The sequence below is a fragment of the Streptomyces sp. NPDC043896 genome (assembly GCF_056435605.1).
This window is the reverse complement of record NZ_JBWKEE010000012.1, coordinates 42,972-61,806: the sequence shown is the minus strand read 5'-3', so window position 1 is coordinate 61,806 and position 18,835 is coordinate 42,972. Positions and strand designations below refer to the sequence as shown.

At 73.9% G+C, this 18,835-nt stretch carries 16 protein-coding genes; 9 read left to right on the top strand and 7 right to left on the bottom strand.

All coding sequences use genetic code 11. The features are described from left to right. The first annotated feature begins 495 nt into the window (after positions 1 to 495). The 5 genes from AC069X_RS19095 (at position 496) to AC069X_RS19075 (ending at position 6,072) form a co-directional block, all read left to right on the top strand. The gene (locus AC069X_RS19095) at positions 496 to 1,131 is read left to right on the top strand and encodes a hypothetical protein (protein ID WP_478729759.1); all 636 of its coding nucleotides are present in this window, start codon (positions 496 to 498) and stop codon (positions 1,129 to 1,131) included. Further along, positions 1,128 to 2,345, top strand: coding sequence for an MAB_1171c family putative transporter (locus AC069X_RS19090; RefSeq protein WP_478729758.1), 1,218 nt, complete (start codon positions 1,128 to 1,130; stop codon positions 2,343 to 2,345). Before AC069X_RS19095 ends, AC069X_RS19090 begins: the two co-directional genes overlap by 4 nt. Continuing rightward, positions 2,342 to 3,277, top strand: coding sequence for a DNA-binding protein (locus tag AC069X_RS19085; protein WP_478729757.1), 936 nt, complete (start codon positions 2,342 to 2,344; stop codon positions 3,275 to 3,277). The genes AC069X_RS19090 and AC069X_RS19085 overlap by 4 nt, the downstream gene beginning before the upstream one ends. A 100-nt stretch (positions 3,278 to 3,377) precedes the next feature. Beyond that, positions 3,378 to 3,863 (top strand): DUF3574 domain-containing protein, encoded by a 486-nt coding sequence (locus AC069X_RS19080; RefSeq protein WP_478729756.1) that lies wholly within the window; start codon positions 3,378 to 3,380, stop codon positions 3,861 to 3,863. A 139-nt stretch (positions 3,864 to 4,002) separates the two neighbouring features. Continuing rightward, complete coding sequence (locus AC069X_RS19075) at positions 4,003 to 6,072, top strand: SpoIIE family protein phosphatase (RefSeq protein ID WP_478729755.1); 2,070 nt, start codon at positions 4,003 to 4,005, stop codon at positions 6,070 to 6,072. 19 nt (positions 6,073 to 6,091) lie between these two features. On the opposite strand, the gene AC069X_RS19070 is transcribed toward AC069X_RS19075, so the two are convergent. Further along, on the bottom strand, positions 6,092 to 8,899 hold the full coding sequence (locus tag AC069X_RS19070) for a SpoIIE family protein phosphatase (RefSeq protein WP_478729754.1): 2,808 nt from the start codon (positions 8,897 to 8,899) through the stop codon (positions 6,092 to 6,094). After that, positions 8,896 to 9,882, bottom strand: coding sequence for a GlxA family transcriptional regulator (locus AC069X_RS19065; RefSeq protein WP_478729753.1), 987 nt, complete (start codon positions 9,880 to 9,882; stop codon positions 8,896 to 8,898). The genes AC069X_RS19070 and AC069X_RS19065 overlap by 4 nt, the downstream gene beginning before the upstream one ends. 113 nt (positions 9,883 to 9,995) lie before the next feature. Here AC069X_RS19065 and AC069X_RS19060 point away from each other — a divergent pair, with 113 nt between their 5' ends. After that, positions 9,996 to 10,598 (top strand): cysteine hydrolase family protein, encoded by a 603-nt coding sequence (locus AC069X_RS19060; protein ID WP_478729752.1) that lies wholly within the window; start codon positions 9,996 to 9,998, stop codon positions 10,596 to 10,598. A 91-nt stretch (positions 10,599 to 10,689) separates the two neighbouring features. On the opposite strand, the gene AC069X_RS19055 is transcribed toward AC069X_RS19060, so the two are convergent. Next, a complete protein-coding gene (locus AC069X_RS19055; RefSeq protein ID WP_478729751.1) occupies positions 10,690 to 11,805 on the bottom strand; it encodes a glycerate kinase in 1,116 nt (371 codons plus the stop codon). A 175-nt stretch (positions 11,806 to 11,980) separates the two neighbouring features. Here AC069X_RS19055 and AC069X_RS19050 point away from each other — a divergent pair, with 175 nt between their 5' ends. From AC069X_RS19050 to AC069X_RS19040, 3 genes are read left to right on the top strand one after another with little or no spacing between them, the layout of a single operon-like run. Further along, positions 11,981 to 13,699: a BCCT family transporter gene (locus tag AC069X_RS19050; protein ID WP_478729750.1), complete on the top strand. Its 1,719-nt coding sequence runs from the start codon at positions 11,981 to 11,983 to the stop codon at positions 13,697 to 13,699. A 53-nt stretch (positions 13,700 to 13,752) separates the two neighbouring features. Continuing rightward, positions 13,753 to 14,253 carry an NUDIX domain-containing protein gene (locus AC069X_RS19045; RefSeq protein WP_478729749.1) on the top strand — a complete coding sequence of 167 codons (501 nt, stop codon included), beginning with the start codon at positions 13,753 to 13,755 and terminating at the stop codon, positions 14,251 to 14,253. Between the two features lie 43 nt (positions 14,254 to 14,296). Next, on the top strand, positions 14,297 to 14,725 hold the full coding sequence (locus AC069X_RS19040) for a hypothetical protein (protein ID WP_478729748.1): 429 nt from the start codon (positions 14,297 to 14,299) through the stop codon (positions 14,723 to 14,725). Positions 14,726 to 14,742: 17 nt separating this feature from the next. Here AC069X_RS19040 and AC069X_RS19035 read toward each other — a convergent pair whose 3' ends face one another. The 4 genes from AC069X_RS19035 to AC069X_RS19020 form a co-directional block, all read right to left on the bottom strand. Next, positions 14,743 to 15,258 carry a methylated-DNA--[protein]-cysteine S-methyltransferase gene (locus tag AC069X_RS19035; protein ID WP_478729747.1) on the bottom strand — a complete coding sequence of 172 codons (516 nt, stop codon included), beginning with the start codon at positions 15,256 to 15,258 and terminating at the stop codon, positions 14,743 to 14,745. Next, the gene (locus tag AC069X_RS19030; protein WP_478729746.1) at positions 15,255 to 16,754 is read right to left on the bottom strand and encodes an AlkA N-terminal domain-containing protein; all 1,500 of its coding nucleotides are present in this window, start codon (positions 16,752 to 16,754) and stop codon (positions 15,255 to 15,257) included. The genes AC069X_RS19035 and AC069X_RS19030 overlap by 4 nt, the downstream gene beginning before the upstream one ends. Positions 16,755 to 17,261: 507 nt before the next feature. Next, the gene (gene pssA / locus AC069X_RS19025) at positions 17,262 to 18,125 is read right to left on the bottom strand and encodes a CDP-diacylglycerol--serine O-phosphatidyltransferase (RefSeq protein WP_478729745.1); all 864 of its coding nucleotides are present in this window, start codon (positions 18,123 to 18,125) and stop codon (positions 17,262 to 17,264) included. Beyond that, positions 18,112 to 18,768, bottom strand: coding sequence for a phosphatidylserine decarboxylase (locus tag AC069X_RS19020; protein WP_478729744.1), 657 nt, complete (start codon positions 18,766 to 18,768; stop codon positions 18,112 to 18,114). Before AC069X_RS19020 ends, pssA begins: the two co-directional genes overlap by 14 nt. Positions 18,769 to 18,835: the final 67 nt, after the last annotated feature.

Genomic DNA, 18,835 nt, shown 5'->3' with positions numbered 1-18,835 from the left:
GGGGGCACGGGCACGGACCGGAGCGCGGGCGCGGGCGGGGACGCAGGCCGCCGGCGGGGGCGCGGCGCGGAGCGCCGGACCGGGGGCGCACGGAGCGCGGGATCGCGGAAGTGAGGGAACGCTGATCCCCGCCCCGTGGTCCCCCCGGACACGACGACACGACAGTCCCCGGCCGTCCCGCCGGTGCCATGAGCCATCCGCCGTCGCCGATGGCTCCCGTGGTCCGCGAGAACGGCCGGGGGCCTGGCCAGAGCCTGGACAAGGGTCACGCGGGCCCCGGGACGTCTCCCGAGGGAGGTGCGGCTCTTTCCGGTATTCCGGTGTATCACCGATTTTCCTCCGCCTTTGCCCGGAGTCAAGTGGTGGTCGAGACGGAATCCCCGGCGGAAATCCCTGAGCGAATGGCCGGATAGAACTGGCCTTGAGCAGGGCTGAGTTGGGGTGTGGCATCATGGCCGCATTGTCCGACCGCTGGGTTCGCCGGAGGACTGAGGGATGAAGTTACCTGGCTCCGCGTTACCGGCGTCGGAGGACAGGCGGCTCAGGCGCCGTCTCAAGAAGGTCCGCCACACCTGCGAGGGACTGCTCGCCCAGTGGGGCATGGAGCACGGCTGCGGCATCGACGAACTCCACGCATATCTCAGTGAGCAGCGCGGCCGGCCGATCCATTTGATTCCGACGTCCTTCCCCGAACGCCATCTCTTCGGCATATGGCTGAAAACCGATGACTTCGACATCATCGCCTTCGAGAAGGCGGCTTCGGCGTCGCACAAGGAACACATCATCGCCCACGAGCTCGCCCACATCGCCTTCGACCACAACGGCTCCGTCCAGCTGGACCAGCTCGGCGCCTCGGCCGGAGGCCAGGCCGGCGGGGCGGGCCCGGAGGCCGGAGCCGGCGATTCCGGGGGGCTGTTCTCGGACGTCGACCCCGAGGCCGTACGCGGCGTACTGATGCGTTCCCGCTACAGCGACGACGAGGAGCAGGAGGCCGAGACCATGGCCTCGCTGATCCTGGCCCGCGCCACCAAGCGCTGGACCGAGCGGGCCTGGGGCGTCCCGGACGAGGCCGCCGAGATCGTGGCCCGGATAGAGAGCGGCCTCGGCAGGCCGGACCAGGGGCCCGCGTGATCTACACCGTCCTCGCCTGGGTCTGCGCCTTCGTGGGCCTGGCCGCCTTCGCCTACCGCCTCCCGGACCTGCTGCGCCGGAAGAACGACATCGCCCTGTGGGCGCTGTGCACCTACTTCCTGTGCTCCGGAATCAGCTTCCTGGTCGACCTGGACCAGCTCCGGCTGCACATCTCCGCCTTCTTCGGCCTGCCGAACATCACCTCGCTGATCACCCAGGTCGCCGTGGTCGTGCTGACCGCCGCCCAGCAGGTCGTCCTCGTGTACTGGTCCTCGCCGCCCGCCGAGGCCCGGCGCATGGCGCGCCGCCGCGTCCTGTTCTTCGGCGCCGCCCTCGCCGTGCTGATCGTCGCCTCCTTCGCCGTCGGGCCCGTGGCGCACTCGGAGACGGCCACCTCCACGATCCTGCTGAGCATCCAGCACGGCAGCTACGCCCTCTACATGTCCTTCTACCTGCTGATCTGCGCCGTGGGCCAGTTCGAGACGGTGCGGCTGTCGCTGCGCTTCACCACGATGGCCAACCGGCAGTGGCTCAAGGTCGGCATGCGCACCGTCACCGTCGGCGCCAGCATGATCCTCGTCTACTGCGTCACCCGCAGCATCCAGATCGCCGGGACCCGGCTGGACTACGACGCGGCCGCGCTCGACCCCATCCAGTGGACGTGCGGCAGCGTCGGCGCCCTGCTCCAGATCGCCGGCTGGACCATCCCCTCCTGGGGGATCCGCATCACCCGCGCCCGCGGCTGGGCCCGCAGCTACCGCTCCTACCAGCGGCTGCGCCCCCTGTGGTGGGCCCTGTACGAGGCCTCCCCGGACATCGCGCTGGACCCTCCGCGCTCCTGGCTGCGCGACCTGGTGCCGCCCCGGGACCCGCACTACCGCCTCTACCGGCGCGTCATCGAGATACGCGACGGCCAGCTGATCCTGCGCACCTCCCTCTCCCTGGAGGACTTCACCCGCGTGGCCCGCTCCCTGGACCTGCCCGAGGACCCCACCTCCCCCCTGGGCGAGGCGCTCCAGGTGCGCGCCGTACTGAGCCGCCCCGCCGAGGAGCGGGCGGAGCGCGCCGAGCGGGCCGACACCTCCGACATCCCCGTGCGGCCCCCGTACGAGGACTTCCGCGACGAGGTGGAGTGGCTCAGCAAGGTGGCCTCCTCCTTCGACGACCTCGGCCAGCGCCGCGCCGGAGCGGTCGACGCCGGCCTGCTGTCATGACGGCGCCCGGCGGCCCGCCCGGGGGCGCCGAGGAGCGGGACGCGGCGGTCCGGCTGGCCGTGCGCACCATCGCGCGCCTGGTGGACCTCGACACCGCGCACGGGGCGACGGCCGCCGTGCCCGCCGTACGCGAGGCCGTGCGCCGGATCCCTGAACTGTCGGCCGACCCCCGCGCCCTGCGCGGGTACGACCCGGACCGGCTCGCGGCCCTCGCCGAGCTGAGCGAGGTCATCGGCTGGATCCTCTTCGACGCCGGCCGCCACCGCCGGGCCCGCCGGATGAACGCGCGGGCCCTGGCCCTGGCGGAGCTGTGCGGGGACCGCTGGACGGCCCGGCTCGTCCTGCTCAACGACAGCATGCTCACCACCCACACCGGGCGGCCGCGCGCCGCCCTGGAGGCGGCGGCCAGGGTCGGCGGGCCACGGCCGCTGCCCGCCCGGGTCGAGAGCCTCGTCCTGATCCGCCGGGCCCACGCGACCGCCCTGCTCGGCGCCCGGAGGGAGCCGCTGGAGCTGATCTCCCGGGCCCGCGGCCGCTTCCTGGACGGGGTCTCGGACCGGGACCCGCACTGGGCCTGGTGGATCGACGAGGCCGAACTGCTCGGGCACGAGGGCTGGGTACAGGCCCGGCTGCGCCGCTGGGACCGGGCCGTCCCGCTGCTGCACCGGGCGGCCACCGCCCCCGGCCCCTCCTACCGGCACCTCTTCACGGCGGAACTGCTCGCGGCCCTCGCGGGGGCCGGGGCCTGGCGGGAGGCGGAGGACCTGATTGCGCGGGTCGCCCCGGGCGCCGCCGCCATCGGGTCCGTACGGACCACCGGCACGCTCGGCAGGACGGCAGCCGCCCTCCGCCGGGACGAGGGGGTCCCGGCCCCCCTGCGGGACGCGGCGGCCCACCTGCTGGAATCGCTGCCGCCGCTGCTGCCCGCCTAGACCCCGGAAACCGGACCCGGCCGCCCGCCCGCGGGGCGGGCCGGCGGACCCCGGCCCGCGGACCACGGACCACCCACACGGACACAGACAGGAACACCGCATGCGCTCCTTAAGGATCTCCCTCTCCACGCCCGCCGCCGGCCTCCTCGCAGCGGCCGCGCTCCTCTTCGCCTTCGGCGGACCGGTGTCGCAGGCCACCCTCGGCGCCGGGACCGCCTCGGCGGCATCGGCGGAGGCGCAGGGCGCCGAGACGGGTACGGCGTACATCTCGACGCACCTCTACTTCGGCACCGGCCGGCACAACGGGCACCCGCCCATCACCGAGGAGCAGTTCAACAAGTTCATCGCGGACGTGGTCACACCGCGCTTTCCGTCCGGGCTGACCCTCCAGGAAGGCCGCGGACAGTGGCGTGACAAGGAGGGCGACATCAACCGCGAAAGATCGTACGAGCTGACGGTGATGTACCCGGTGCGCGAGGCCCACGCCCGGAATGCCGACATCGAGTACATCCGCCGCCTCTACTGCACCATGTGGGAACTGGAGTCGGTCGGCCGGGCCGACGTCCGCGCGCAGGTGGATTTCTGACGGGCACCCCCCTTCCGCCGGGGCCCCGGTCCGGGAACTGCGGACCGGGGCCCTTTCGCCGTCGCGAAGAGCCCCGCACCGGGGGCTCGGATAGGGTGAATCGGTACGAATCAGGCCCCCTCGGGGTGAGGTCGGTGCATTGGACACTTACCAGTCGACGAGCAAGGTGCCCGATCCGCCGACGGCGGCGGTCGGGTACGCGGGCGTCCTGCGCGAACTGCTCCCGATCGCCCTGTGGCGGGAGGACGCGGACGGCCGGGTCGTGGAGTGGTCACTGGCCGCCCAGGACCTGCTGGGACACCGTCCCGAGGACATCCTCGGCCGCCCCGGCACCGCCGTGCTCGTCCCCGAGGCCAACCGCGAGCTCGCCGAGGACCTCACCCGCCGCGTCCAGGCCGGAGAGACCGTCGTCGGCACCCTGCCCGTCCGCCACCGGGACGGCCACCGGGTGGCCATGGAGATGTGGATCGTCCCCGCCGCCGACCCCCAGGGCCGCAGGGGCGCCATGCTCATCGCCGTCGAGACCTCCGAGGTCCTGCGGATGCGGGACTCCCTCGCCGCCCTCCAGAGCCTCTTCACCCAGTCCCCGATCGGCCTCGCCACCCTCGGTCCCGACCTGCGCTTCCTGCGCGTCAACGACGCCCTCGCCCGGATGAACGGCGTCTCCGCCGCCGAGCACCTCGGCAAACGCCTCACCGAGGTGGTCCCCGGCGTCAACGCCACCGCCCTGGAAGCCACCATGCGCCAGGTCCTCGAACAGGGCACCGCCGTCGTCGACGTGCGCCGCACCGGCCGCACCCCCGCCTGCCCCGACCAGGACCGCACCTGGTCCTGCTCCTACGCCCCGCTGCTCGACGGCAACGGCCGCCCCCTCGGCCTCATCGCCTCCCTCATCGACATCACCGAGGGCCAGCGGGCCCTGCTGGAGGCCGAACGCGCCCGCAGCCGCTTCGCCCTCCTCGCCGAGGCCGGAGCCCGCATCGGAACCACCCTCGACCTGCGCCAGACCGCCCAGGAGATCACCGACCTGCTCGTCCCGCAGCTCGCCGACTCGGCCGACGTACAGCTCCTGGAGTCCGTACTCGACCCCGACGAGAGCGCCGTCGCCGCCGCCTCCACCCACGGGGTGCTGCGCCGGCTCGCGGCCACCTTCCCCGACCCCGCCGCCCCCACCGCCCGCCTCGCGCCCGGCCAGACCTTCCAGATCCCGGCCGGGACCGTCTACGAACGGGTCATCGCCGAGGGCGTGCCCATGAACCTCTACGTCTCCGACATCCCCGCACTGATCACCGACCCGCGCGCGGGCGCCCTGCGCGACTACCTGGCCACCCTCGGATGCGCCCGCATGGTGCCCCTGGTCGCGCGCGGCAAGGTCCTCGGGGCCGTGGCCGTGACCCGGCTGCGCTCCCGCGAGCCCTTCGACGCGCAGGACTGCGTCCTCATCGACGAACTCGTCGCCCGGGCCGCCCTCAACATCGACAACGCCCGGATGTACACCAGCCAGCGCCAGGCCGCCCTCACCCTCCAGCGCAGCCTCACCAACAGCGCCCTCCCCGAGGTGCCCGGCCTGGAACTCACCGGCCGCTACCTGCCCGCCAGCGAGCACGACGTCGGCGGCGACTGGTTCGACGTCATCCAGCTGCCCCGCGGCCGCACCGGCCTCGTCATCGGCGACGTCATGGGCCACGGCATCCACGCCGCCGCCGTCATGGGCCAGCTGCGCACGGCCGTGCGCACCCTCGCCCGCCACGACGTGCCGCCCGCCCGGATGCTCCGCTCCCTCGACGCGGTGGTCGCCGACCTCGGCGAGGACGAGATGGCGACCTGCGTCTACGCCGTGCACGACCCGGTGGCCGGCGGCTGCGTCGTCGCCCGCGCCGGCCACCCGCCGCCCGCCGTCGCCACCCCGGACGGGCGCGTCTCCTTCCTCCACGGCCCCTCCGGCACCCCGCTGGGCACCGGCGGCCGGGACTTCCGCACGGAGGAGGTCCCCCTGCCGCCCGGCAGCCTGCTCGCCCTCTACACCGACGGGCTGATCGAATGCCGCCACCGGGACCTCGACGAGGGAATGGACCACCTCGCGCGGGCCCTGCGGCACGCCGGCCGGCCGCTGGAGGAGCTCTGCGACGGCATCCTGGGCCGGCTGCTGCCTGAGGCGCCCCCGGACGACGTGGCCGTCCTGCTGGCCCGTACCGTCCGCACCGCGTGAGGGCGGAGGCCCTCACCCCTCACCAGGCCAGGTCCTCCAGGGCGTCCAGGTCCATCGCGAGCGGCAGCGGGGCCTCCGCGCCGCCCGACGGCGACAGCTCCGCCCAGATGACCTTGCCGCGCTCCGTGTAACGGGTGCCCCACCGTTCGGCGTACTGCGCCACCAGGAACAGGCCGCGGCCCCCTTCGTCGGTGGTGGCCGCGTACCGCAGGTGCGGGGAGGTGCTGCTGGCGTCGGAGACCTCGCAGATCAGGGCCCGGTCGCGCAGCAGGCGGACCCGGATCGGCTCGCCCCCGTAGCGGATCGCGTTGGTGATCAGCTCGCTGAGGATCAGCTCGGCCGTGAAGGAAGCTTCCTCCAGACCCCACTCCCGCAGCTGCGCGGCGGCCTCGCGGCGCACCCGCGAGACGGCCGCCGGGTCGTCGGGCACGTCCCACTCCGCGATCCGGCCCGCCTCCAGCCGCCGGGTGTCGGCGACCAGCAGCGCGATGTCATCGCCCGGCACCGGGAACAGCATCGCCGCCAGCACGTCCGAGCAGGCCTGCTCGGGGCTGCGGCCGGGCCGGGCCAGGGTCTCGGTCAGCAGCGCCAGCCCGGTGTCGAAGTCCCGGTCGCGGTCCTCCAGCAGCCCGTCCGTGAACAGCACGAGCCGGCTCCCCTCGGGCAGCACCAGCCGCGCCGCCTCGAAGGGCATCCCGCCCACCCCCAGGGGCAGCCCGGTGGGCAGCTCGGGGAACTCCACCCGCCCGTCCGGATGCACGAGGGCCGGCCCGGGATGGCCGGCGCTGGCCATCGTGCACTGCCCCGACACGGGGTCGTAGACGGCGTACAGGCAGGTCGCGCCGGTGATGCCGGCCGGCGGCTCCTCCGCCCCCTCGGCGAGGCCGGTGCCGCCGGGGTTCCCGTCGTCGTCCGGGGCGCCGCTCTCCAGCTGGTCGATCCGGGCCGTCAGCTCGTCCAGGTGGCCCAGCAGCTCGTCGGGCGGCATGTCCAGGGTGGAGAAGTTGTGCACGGCGGTCCGCAGCCGGCCCATCGTCGCCGCCGCGTGCACCCCGTGGCCGACCACGTCGCCCACCACCAGCGCCACCCGCGTCCCCGGCAGCGGGATCACGTCGAACCAGTCCCCGCCCACCCCCGCCTGCGCGGGCAGGTACCGGAAGGCCACGTCCACCCCGCTCAGCTCCGGCAGCACCCGCGGCAGCAGGCTCCGCTGGAGGGCCACCGCGGTGGCGTGCTCGCGGGTGAACCGGCGGGCGTTGTCCACGGAGACCGCCGCCCGCGTCCCCAGCTCCTCCGCGAAGGACAGGTCCTCCTCGTCGAAGGCCTCCGGGGTGTCCGCCGCACGCCAGAAGTTCGCCATCCCCAGCACCACCCCCCGGGCCTGGAGCGGTACGGAGATCAGCGAGTGGAACCCGTAGTCCAGGGCCTGCTTCGTCCCCGGCTCGTCCTGGGCCCGCCAGCCCATCGCCGCGTGCAGGTCGGCCGCCAGCACCGCGTGCCCCGCCGCCAGGGCCGCCGCCATCGGAGCCGTCGGCACCTCGAAGCGGATCACGTCCCCGACCGGCTGGAGCGGCTGGTCGGTGCGCCTCCCGCTCATCGCCGCCCGGCGCATCCGCGTGTGCACCCCCGTCCCCGGCGAGGGCTCGTCCCCGCGCAGCACCGGCTCCAGCAGCTCGACGGTGACGAAGTCCGCGAACCGCGGCACCGCCACCTCCGACAGCTCCTCCGCCGTCCGCACCACGTCCAGGGTGGTGCCGATCCGCACCCCCGCCTCGTAGAGCATCTGGAGCCGCTCCCGGGCCACCTCGGCGCGCCCGGACAGCGCCGCGAGCTCGGTGGTGTCGCGCAGGGTGGTGACACTGCCCGACGGACGCCCGGCGAAGGGCTCGGTGGGCCGTACGTTGACGGCGAGGAGCCGGTCACCCGCCAGGTGGACCTCGTCCGTGGCGACCCGACCCGACAGCAGCAGCTCGGTGGTGCGCGGGTCCAGGCCGAGGTCGCCGACGTACCGCTGTTCGGCGTCCGGCGGCAGGTTCAGCAGCCGGCGGGCCTCGTCGTTGGCGAGCAGCAGCCGGTGGTCGGCGCCGACGATGAGCACCCCCTCGCGCACGGCGTGCAGCACCGCCTCGTGGTGCTCGTTCATCCGGGCCATCTCCACGGCGCCCAGCCCCCGCGTCTGGCGCCGCAGCCGCCGGCTGACCAGGGCGGCGCCGCCGGTGCCCAGCAGCAGGGCGCCCGCCGCCGCGCCGATCAGCAGCGGCAGCTGCTTCTCCACGGCGTTGCCGACGTTCTCCACCTCGATGCCGGTGGCGACCAGCCCGACCACGGTGCCCCGGGCGTCCCGTACGGGGACCACGGCGCGGACGGCGTCACTGGGGTCGCCCTTGAACACCTCCGTGAAGGACTCCCCGGCCGCCGCGCGGGCGAGGTCGCCGGTGGCGCGCCGCCCGATCAGTTCGGGGCGGGAGTCCGTGTAGCGGATCCCGTCGGTGGTCATGACGGCGACGAAGTCCAGCCCGGAGGCGCGGCGGGCGCCGTCGGCCAGCGGCTGCAGCGCCGCGGTCGGGTCGGGGGAGGCGAGGGCGGCGGGCAGGCCGGGGGCGTGGGCGAAGGCCTCGGCGGCGGCCAGGGAGCGGTCGCGGGCACCGCGCTCGCTGTCGTAGCGGGCCTGGAACACCAGGGCCAGCGCGGCCGCGGTGATCAGCAGCAGCACGATGACGGCGGTGACGGAGAACACCTGGCCGGCGATGCTGTTCCGGGCCAGGGAGAGGCGCGCGAGCAGGCTCGCCGGCCGCGTCTCCCTGTGCCGACCCGAACGTCCGGTCATGAGCCATTTCTAACACTGTCGCCGCGCGCGGGAGCGCTGGCCGCGGCCGCCCGGTACGCGCGGGGGCTCAGTCCGAAGGAGGCGCCGAAGTGCTGGCGGAAGGTGACCTCGCTGGCGAACCCGGCGCGCCGGGCGACCTCGGGCACCGGATGGTCGGTGCGCTCCAGGAGTTTGCGGGCCTCGTCCAGGCGGCGGCTCAGCAGCCATTTGTGCGGCGTGGTGCCGGTGGCGGCGGTGAAGTGCCGGGCGAAGGAGCGCGGGGACATCCCCGCCCAGCGGGCCAGCGTGGCCACGTCCAGCGGCTCGTGCAGCCGGCGCAGGGCCTGCTGCCGTACGGCGGCCAGCGCCTCGGTGGTACGGTCCGCCGCCGGCGTGGGCCGGTCCAGGTACTGGGCGTGGTCCCCGGTGCGGAAGGGGCCGGTCACCATCGAGCGGGCGATGGCGGCGGCTGCCTCCGCGCCGTGGGCCTCGCGCACCAGGTGCAGGCACAGGTCGATGCCGGAGGCCACCCCGGCCGAGGTCCACAGCCCGTCGTCCTCCACGAAGAGCGGCGCCTCCTCGACCAGCACCGCCGGGTAGCGCGCCGCGAGCTGCGGGGCCAGCCACCAGTGGGTCACCGCCCGGCGCCCGTCCAGCAGGCCCGCCTCGGCGAGTACGAAGGCCCCGGCGCAGAGCGCGGCCACCGGAACACCGCGGGCGTGCGCCGCGCGCAGGGCGGCGAGGACCGGTTCGGGCGTCGGGTCGGCGGGCTCGGCCAGTGCCGGTACGACGATCAGGTCCGCCCGTCCCAGCCAGTCCAGGCCCCGGTCGGGCATCAGGGTCAGCCCGCCGGGCAGGGCGATCGGCCCGTCGTCCAGGGCGCAGCGGCGCAGCTCGAAGGCGGGCACCCCGGTGCGGCTGCGGTCCGGGCCCCAGACCTCGGTGATGACGGCGAGGTCGAAGCTGCGGATCCCGGGCTGGGCGACGATCGCGACGCGCTGCATGCGGCCACTGTGCCAGACCCCGGAGCGGCGGTCCTGCCAGTCTGGCAGGATCCCATCGGTTCGCGGTCCCGTGGCCCCTGGGGCGGGTACGGCCGGGCGCACACGATGGAGCCATGACAGAGAACGCGATCGAGATCGCAGCCGACGGCGCCCTGCTCGTGATCGACGTCCAGAAGGGCTTCGACGACACGGCCTTCTGGGGGAAGCGCGACAACCCGGCCGCCGAGGGGAACATCGCCGCGCTCATGGACGCCTGGCACGACACCGGCCGCCCGGTCGTCCTCGTGCGGCACGCCTCGCGGCCCGGCTCCGTCCTGGCCCCCGACCACCCCGGACACGCCTTCAAGGACTTCGTCGAGGAACGGCGCGGCCAGGAGGCCCTGCTCGTCACCAAGACCGTCAACTCGGCCTTCTACGGCACCCCGGACCTGGCCGGGTGGCTCGACGCGAGCGGCATCCGCCAGCTGGTCGTCGCCGGGATCCAGACCAACATGTGCGTCGAGACCACCGCCCGCATGGCCGGGAACCTGGGCTACCAGGTGCTGCTGCCGCTGGACGCCACCCACACCTTCGACCTCGCCGGCCCGGCCGGGCTGTCGCTGACCGCCGGCGAGCTGGCCGCCGCCACCGCCGTGAACCTCCAGGGCGGCGGTTTCGCCCGCGTGGTCACCACGGCCGAGCTGCTCGACGCCGCGCGGACGGCTCACACCCCGTAGCCCCGGAGGCGGACCGGCTCCGTACGGGAAGCGGCGAGGCCCGCCACCCCCGCGCGGGGGTGACGGGCCTCAAGGCCGTACGCGGCCGGGGTCAGAGGACCTCGGCGGCGATGTTCTCCGCGACGCGCTCCAGCAGGGGCCCGGCGTTCGGGATGGACTTCGCCGGGTCCGGCTCCAGGTCCGTCAGCGGGTACGCCTTGCGGATGCCCGCCGCCTCCAGGGCCTCCTGCCCCAGCAGCAGCCGCCCGCAGACCGCCACCACCGGCTTGCCCGCCGCCCGCGCCGCCGCCGCGACACCGGCCGGGGCCTTGCCGTGCAGGGTCTGCTCGTCCAGGGAGCCCTCGCCGGTGATGACCAGCGTGGCCCGCTCCAGCGCCGGGGCGAAGCCCAGCACCTCCAGCATCAGCTCGATGCCGGGACGGAACGTCGCGCCGAGCAGCAGCGCCCCGTAGCCGATGCCGCCCGCACCGCCCGCGCCCGGGAGCACCGCGCACTCGGCGGCCTTCGGGCCGATCGACTTCTCCAGCACCACCGCGAAGTGCGCCAGCGCCGCGTCGAGCGTCGCCACGTCCTCCGGCGAGGCGCCCTTCTGCGGGCCGTAGACCGCCGCGCAGCCCTTCGGGCCGGTCAGCGGGTTGTCCACGTCGCTGGCCAGGACGAAGTCCACCTCCGCGAAGCGGGGGTCGATCCCGGACAGGTCGGCCGACGCCAGCTGTGCCAGCGCGCCGCCGCCCGGACCGACGGGTTCGCCGTTCGCGTCCAGGAACACCGCGCCCAGCGCGGCCAGCATGCCGGCACCGCCGTCGGTGGTGGCGCTGCCGCCCACGCCGAAGACGATCGAGCGCGCGCCCGCGTCCAGCGCGGCCTTCAGCAGCTCGCCGGAGCCGTAGGTGGTCGCCGTCAGCGCGGCGAAGGTGCCCGCGGGCAGCAGCTGGAGCCCGGAGGCCTCCGCCATCTCGACCACGGCGGTGCCGTCGCGCAGGGCGAAAGCGGCCGTGACCTGGTCGCCGAGGGGTCCGGTGACCCGTACCTCCCGGCGTTCGAAACCGGCCGCCACGGCGGCCGCGACCGTGCCGTCGCCGCCGTCCGCGACGGGGAGGGTCTCGACCTCCACGTCCGGGACGGCCCTGCGAAGGCCGGCCGTCACCCGCTCGGCGACCTGAACGGCCGTGAGCGAGCCCTTGAATTTGTCCGCGGCGATGAGCACGCGCGCGGCCTCAGTTACTGCTCCGTCCGTCACCTTGCTATCCCTTGCTATCGAACAGTGCGGTCGCGCCACCATGAGCTTATCCGGAGGATCCTCCTATGCCCATGAGTGGCCTGGGCCACATGCGGCGCGCCATACGCCTAAATACGGATATACGCCTGCATAGTGTGGCCGCATGAGCGCGGAATCACTGGAACAACCACGTCCGGATGCCCCGGGAGAGGGCCCCGGCGGACCGGCGGACGACTCTCCCGACCTCGGGGTCGTCACCGTAGGAGTGGTCGCCGTGCTCGCCGTCGTCGGCTGGGCCGCCCTCGGCAAGGACTCCTTCGACACCGCCTCCTCCACCGCCCTCGCCTGGGTGCTGAACAACTTCGCCTGGCTGTTCGTGATCGCCGCCGACGTCTTCCTCGTCATGTGCGTCGTCCTCGCGATCAGCCGCTTCGGCCGGATCCGGCTCGGCGCCGACGACTCCGAGCCGGAGTTCGGCAACCTCGCGTGGATCGCGATGATGTTCAGCGCGGGCATGGGCATCGGCCTGATGTTCTACGGGGTGGGCGAGCCCCTCACCCACTACCTGAACCCGCCCCCCGCCAGCGGCGCCGCCCCCGGCACCGGGGACGCCGCCCGCGCCGCCCTGGACTACTCCTTCTTCCACTGGACCCTCACCCCCTGGGCGATCTACGGCATCGCCGGCCTCGCCCTCGCCTACGCCACCTTCCGCAAGGGCCGCGGCAACCGCCTCAGCTCCGCCTTCGTCCCCCTCATCGGCGCGGAACGGGCCGACGGCCGCCCCGGCAAGGCCATCGACCTGCTCGCCGTCTTCGCCACCGTCTTCGGCACCGCGACCAGCCTCGGCCTCGGCGCCCTCCAGGTCTCCAAGGGCCTGAACATCACCACCGGCATCGAGGACTCCACCGGCGTCGAGCTGGTCATCATCACCTCGCTCTCCGCCGCCTTCGTGCTGTCCGCCTTCTCCGGCCTGCACAAGGGCGTCAAGTGGCTCAGCACCATCAACATCGTGCTCGCCGCCGCCCTGATGCTCTTCGTCTTCGTCCTCGGGCCCACCGTCTACGTCCTCGACGTCATCCCCGCCGGCGTCGGCAGCTACCTGCACGAACTGCTGCCCATGGCCACCCGCACCGGCGCCTTCACCGACAGCGCCTGGCTCGGCGCGTGGACGATCTTCTACTGGGCCTGGTGGCTCTCCTGGGCCCCCTTCGTCGGCACCTTCATCGCCCGCATCTCGCGCGGCCGCACCATCCGCGAGTTCCTCGTCGGTGTCCTGCTGGTCCCCAGCGGCGCCACCGTCGTCTGGTTCTGCGTGATGGGCGGCACCGCCATCCGCCTCGACTCCACGGGCGCCGCAGACCTCGCCGCCAAGGTCAGGGAAGGCGCCGAGGCCTCCCTCTTCGCGATGCTCGACGCGCTCCCGCTCGGCACCCTCACCTCCTGGGTCGCCATGGCCCTCGTCATGACGTACTTCGTCACCAGCGCCGACTCGGCCTCCCTGGTCATGGGCTCGCTCACCAGCCGGGGCTCCCTGCACCCGCCCACCTGGCTCGTCGTCACCTGGGGCGTGCTGATGGCCGCCGTGGCCGCCGTCCTGCTCGTCGCGGGCGGCCTGAAATCCCTCCAGACCGCGACCATCCTGGTCGCCCTGCCCTTCGCGGTCGTCATGCTGCTGCTGTGCTGGGCGCTGCTGAAGGAACTCCGCGAGGACCCCGGCGCCGGCCCCGCCCGCCACCCCGCCCTCCACGGACTGCGGGACGCCGTCAAGGCCATGGTCGGCGACGCCATCACCGAACAGGGCCAGACCCGCCACCCCCGGCTGCGCCGCGTCGCCGAAGCCCGGGGCCGCGACCGGGAGGACGGCGGCGACACCCAGGTGTGACGGGGCGGGGCCCGCCCGGTACCGCGGGCCGGACCGCCGGTTAGGGTGGCCGCGTGACCACCACGGATGACTTCGCCACCTACATCGCGAGCCTGCCCCGGGTGCTGGCCGGCTCCGCCGCGCTCTTCCGCGACGAACAGGGCCGGGTCCTGCTCGTCGAGCCCAACTACCGCGAGGGCTGGGCCCTGCCGGGCGGCACCGTCGAATCGGACACCGGCGAATCACCCCGTACGGCCGCCCGCCGCGAGAGCGCCGAGGAGATCGGCCTCGACCTCCCCCTCGGCCGGCTCCTCGCCGTCGACTGGAGCCTCGGCGCCGGCCGCCCGCCGCTCGTCGCCTACCTCTACGACGGAGGCGTGCTCGACGCCGCCCAGCTGGCCTCCATCAAGCTCCAGGAGGAGGAACTGCTCTCCTGGAAGCTCGTCGAGCCCGGCGAACTCACCGGCCACCTCCTCGGATCCCTCGGCCTGCGCACCCAAGAGGCCTACCGGGTCCTGGAGTCGGGCGAGGGCACCGTGGAACTGGAGAACGGCCGGCGGCCCAGCGCCGCCTGAACCCCGCGTACTTGGACTCCTCCGACCAGGGCAGAATCAACAGATGATCACGATGTACGCCTGGCCGAGCACGGCCGACGGGCCCGACGCCCTCCCCATGGTCCACTTCACCACCGACGAACAGTCGGGCGGCGAGGTCTCCGAAGAGGGGATGCCGATCTGGCTGTTCGACACCGCGATACGCGAGGGCGGCTGGTCCGCCTTCGAGGACTTCGAGGGCTGGTCCGCGCCCGCCGAAGGCTGGCAGGCCTTCTACCGCCGCGAGGACGACGTCCTCGCCGTCACCGGCCCCGGCGCCTGCGAGGGCTGGTACCAGGGCCGCCTCGGCGCCGACGAGGACTGGATCAAGGCCGCCGCCACCCAGAACGGCGTGGTCCTGCTCGCCGCCCCCGTCCAGCACCCGTCCCTCTACGCCTACGCCGTCGAAGCCGGCGCCGGCTTCGCGCTGCTCGTCCCGCTCGTGGTGATCTGACTCCCGGGGGATCCGGCCTACCGCGCCGCGGCCCCGCTCTCGAACTCCAGCAGCCGCACCTTGCGCTCGATGCCGCCGCCGTACCCGGTCATCGAGCCCGAGGCGCCGATCACCCGGTGGCAGGGCACGATGATGCCGACCGGGTTCTTCCCGTTCGCCAGGCCGACCGCGCGAGACGCGTTCGGCTTGCCGAGCTCCGCCGCCAGCCGCCCGTACGACCACGTCTGCCCGTAGGGGATCCGCACGAGCTGCTCCCAGACGCTGCGCTGGAACGCGGTGCCCTCCAGCCGCACCGGCAGGGTGAACTCGGTCAGCTCGCCGGCGAAGTACCCGGCCAGCTGCCGCCGCACCTCGGGGAACGGCTCCTCGGAGTCCGCCACCCGCTCGCCGAAGGACTCCTCCGCCGGCCGGTGCCGCTGGCCCGTCATGTACAGCCCGCTGAGGACCCCGTCCGTGGCGACCAGGGTGAGCGGCCCGTACGGGCTGTCGACGACGGTCTGGACCTTGTTGCTGACGCTGCTCACGCTCTTCACGACGGTGCTCCTTGCGGTACGGGCATGTGGTTGATCGGGTGCGAGTCGGTGGCCCACAGGTACTGGACGGCGTACGCGCGCCAGGGCCGCCAGCCGCCCGCACGGGCGGTGAGGGCGGCGGGCGTGGACGGCAGCCCCAGCCCCCGGGCGGCCTTGCGGACCCCCAGGTCGGAGGGGAGGAAGGCGTCCGGGTCGCCGAGCGCCCGCATCGCGATGACCTCGGTGGTCCACGGGCCGAAGCCGGGCAGCGCCGACAGCCGGGCCCGGGAGGCCTCCCAGTCGCTGTCGATGCCGAGCGGCAGCGAGCCGTCCGCCAGGGCCGTGACGAGGGTGGTGAGGGTGGTGCGGCGGCTGCGCGGCATCGACAGCGTCTCCGGGTCGACGCCGGCCAGCGCTGCGGGGGAGGGGAACAGGTGCGTGAGCCCGCCGTGGGGGTCCTCGACGGGCTCCCCGTACGCGGTCACCAGCCGGGCCGCGTGGGTCCGGGCGGCCGCGGTGGACACCTGCTGCCCGAGCACCGCCCGTACGGCGAACTCCGCCGCGTCGACGGTCCGGGGAACCCGGCGCCCGGGCGCCTTGTCCACGAGCGGGGCCAGCAGCGGATCGGTGCGCAGCCGGTCGTCAACGGCCTCCGGGTCGGCGTCCAGGTCGAGCATCCAGCGGCAGCGGCTGATGGCGATGGTCAGATCCCGCAGGTCGGTCAGCGCGAGCCGGCAGCCGATGTGGCCGGGGCCGGGGGCCAGGGCGACCACGCCGGAGCCGTACGGCAGCCTCAGCGTCCGCCGGTAGGCCCCGTCACGCCACTCCTCGACCCCGGGGACGGCGGTCGCGGCGAGGTGCCCGAAGAGGTTGTCGGGGTTGAGCGGCGCCCGGTACGGCAGCCGCAGGCTGATCGTCCCCGGGATCCGCGGCCCGCCCCGCCCGGCCCCCTTCCGGCCCGCCCGCAGCCGCAGCTCACCGGGGGTGAGGGCGAACACCTCGCGCACCGTCTCGTTGAAGTTCCGGATCGAGGAGAACCCGGCGGCGAAGGCGACGTCCCCCATCGGGAGCTCGGAGGTCTCGATGAGCAGCCGGGCGGTCTGGGCGCGCTGCGCCCGGGCCAGGGCCAGCGGCCCGGCGCCGAGCTCGGCGTTGAGCTGCCGCTCCACCTGCCGGGTGGAGTACCCCAGCCGCAGCGCCAGCCCCGGTACCCCTTCCCGGTCCACGACCCCGTCCTGGATCAGCCGCATCGCGCGCGCGACGGCGTCGGCGCGGGCGTTCCACTCGGGGGAGCCGGGGCTGGTGTCGGGCCGGCACCGCTTGCAGGCCCGGTACCCGGCCTGCTGGCAGGCGGCGGCGCTGGGCAGGAAGCTCATGTTCTCGACCTTGGGCGGCACGGCCGGGCAGCTGGGCCGGCAGTAGATGCCGGTCGTCCGGACCGCGGTGAAGAACCACCCGTCGAACCGGGCGTCCTTCGACTGCACGGCCCTGACGCAGCGGTCGGTGTCGGTGTACATGGCTCCAGCATCCCGGGCCGCCCCCGGCCGGGGCTGGCGGTTTTCCGACATCAAGCGTAGCCCTGGCGGGGGCCGCGGGGGTTCCGCTGCGCGGAGCCGCTCCCCGCCCCGCCCTTCGCCCGTTCCCCGTGGCGCTGCCCCGGCCCCTTGCCGGGGGCTCCGCCCCCGGACCCTCCCCCGGCTACCGCTGGGAGGTGCCCCCAGCGCCCCAAACGGCGGCGGGGCTGCACACAGCCCCGCCGGCGTTTGAGGCGCTGGCGCGGTAGCGCCGTGTCTTGAGCCGCGCCCGGCGACTGAGGGCGAGAACGGGTGAAGGGCGGGGAGGGGCCAGCCCAGCGCAGCGGCACACCGCCCGCACACGCCACCGGCACCAGCCAGGCGCACCGACCCCGTCCCCGCACCCCACGGACGGAGCCCGGCGCAGCCGCGCGAGCGGCGCGTCAGAAAAGGCGAAAGGCCCCGGGGCCAGTGGCACCCGGGGCCTTCGCGTACGGCCGAGCGGCAGCGTTACGGCAGCTGCGACGCCGCCCGCGCCTCCCGCCGGTTGTGGCGGAACGTGTTCGCGCGACGGGTCGTCGCGAACAGCGGGATCGTCGCCGCGAGGGCGATCTGGAGCGCGCAGCCCGTCTGCAGGAGCAGCTGGCCGCCCGGGGCGTCGAACGCCCAGGCCGCCAGGAGGCCCATCGCCCCGACGATCCAGCTCAGCATCGCCGCCGCGAGGACACCCCGCGGCTTCGGGTACTCGACCCGGCTCACCATCAGCCAGGCCACCCCGATGATCGCCAGCAGCGTCGGGATGAACGGCAGCTCCAGCAGCACCACGGAGACCACCGTCAGGGCGCCGAAGGGGCTCGGCATGCCCTGGAACATGCCGTCCTTCATCGTCACGCAGCTGAATCTCGCGAGCCTCAGGACGACCGCCAGCAGCACCACGATCGCCGCGAGCGCCGACATCTTCTGGTGCGCGTCGTCGGCGACCATGCCGTAGACCAGCACGAAGTACGCCGGCGCCAGCCCGAAGCTGATCAGGTCGGAGAGGTTGTCCAGCTCCGCGCCCATCGGCGAGCTGCGCAGCTTGCGGGCGACGATGCCGTCGAAGAGGTCGAAGACCGCCGCGAGCAGCATCAGTATCACCGCGGTCGCCGCGCTGTGCCGGGCCATGCCCGACTCGCCGCTGCCGGTGAGGTGCGGGATGAGGATCCCGGTGGTGGTGAAGTACACCGCCATGAATCCGCACGTGGCGTTACCGAGGGTGAGCGTGTCCGCTATCGACAGCCGCAGCGAGAGCGGCATGTCGTCCTCGGCGGACTCCTCCTCGGCGGACTCGGGAACCCAGCCGGTGGCAGGAGTCTCGGGGTCAGTCACGGTCAATTCGGGTCACCCCCGCGGTGGTGGCCTGACCGACCTCGACCGCGACCTCGACGCCCTCCGGGAGGTAGATGTCGACGCGGGAGCCGAAGCGGATCAGACCGATGCGTTCGCCCTGCTCCACCTTGGTTCCGGCCGGCAGGTACGGGACGATGCGGCGCGCGACGGCGCCGGCGATCTGCACCATTTCGATGTCGCCGAGCTCGGTGTCGAAGTGCCAGACGACGCGCTCGTTGTTCTCGCTCTCCTTGTTGAACGCCGGGACGAACCCGCCGGGGATGTGCTCCACGGACGTCACCGTGCCCGCCAGGGGCGCGCGGTTGACGTGGACGTTCAGCGGGCTCATGAAGATCGCGACGCGGGTGCGCCCGTCCTTCCACGGCATGATGCTCTGCACCACACCGTCGGCGGGCGAGATGACGCGGCCCTGGGCGATCTCACGCTCGGGGTCGCGGAAGAACCACAGCATGCCCGCCGCGAGAGCGGTGGCGGGCACGGCCACCGCGGCCCAGCGTCCGGACTTGCGGGCCCGGGTGAGGCTGAGCGCCGCGGTGGCGACGGTCGGCAGAAGCCACGGCGATGCTCCGCGCGCGAGGCGTGCGCCGGCAAGGCTGTCGCGGTGTGCAGAGGTTTGGCTGTGGGGCATGGATGACCTTCGTAGCGGGTGATTGCCGCGCCGCAAACGGGGGGACGGGACGGCGGCTTTACTGGAA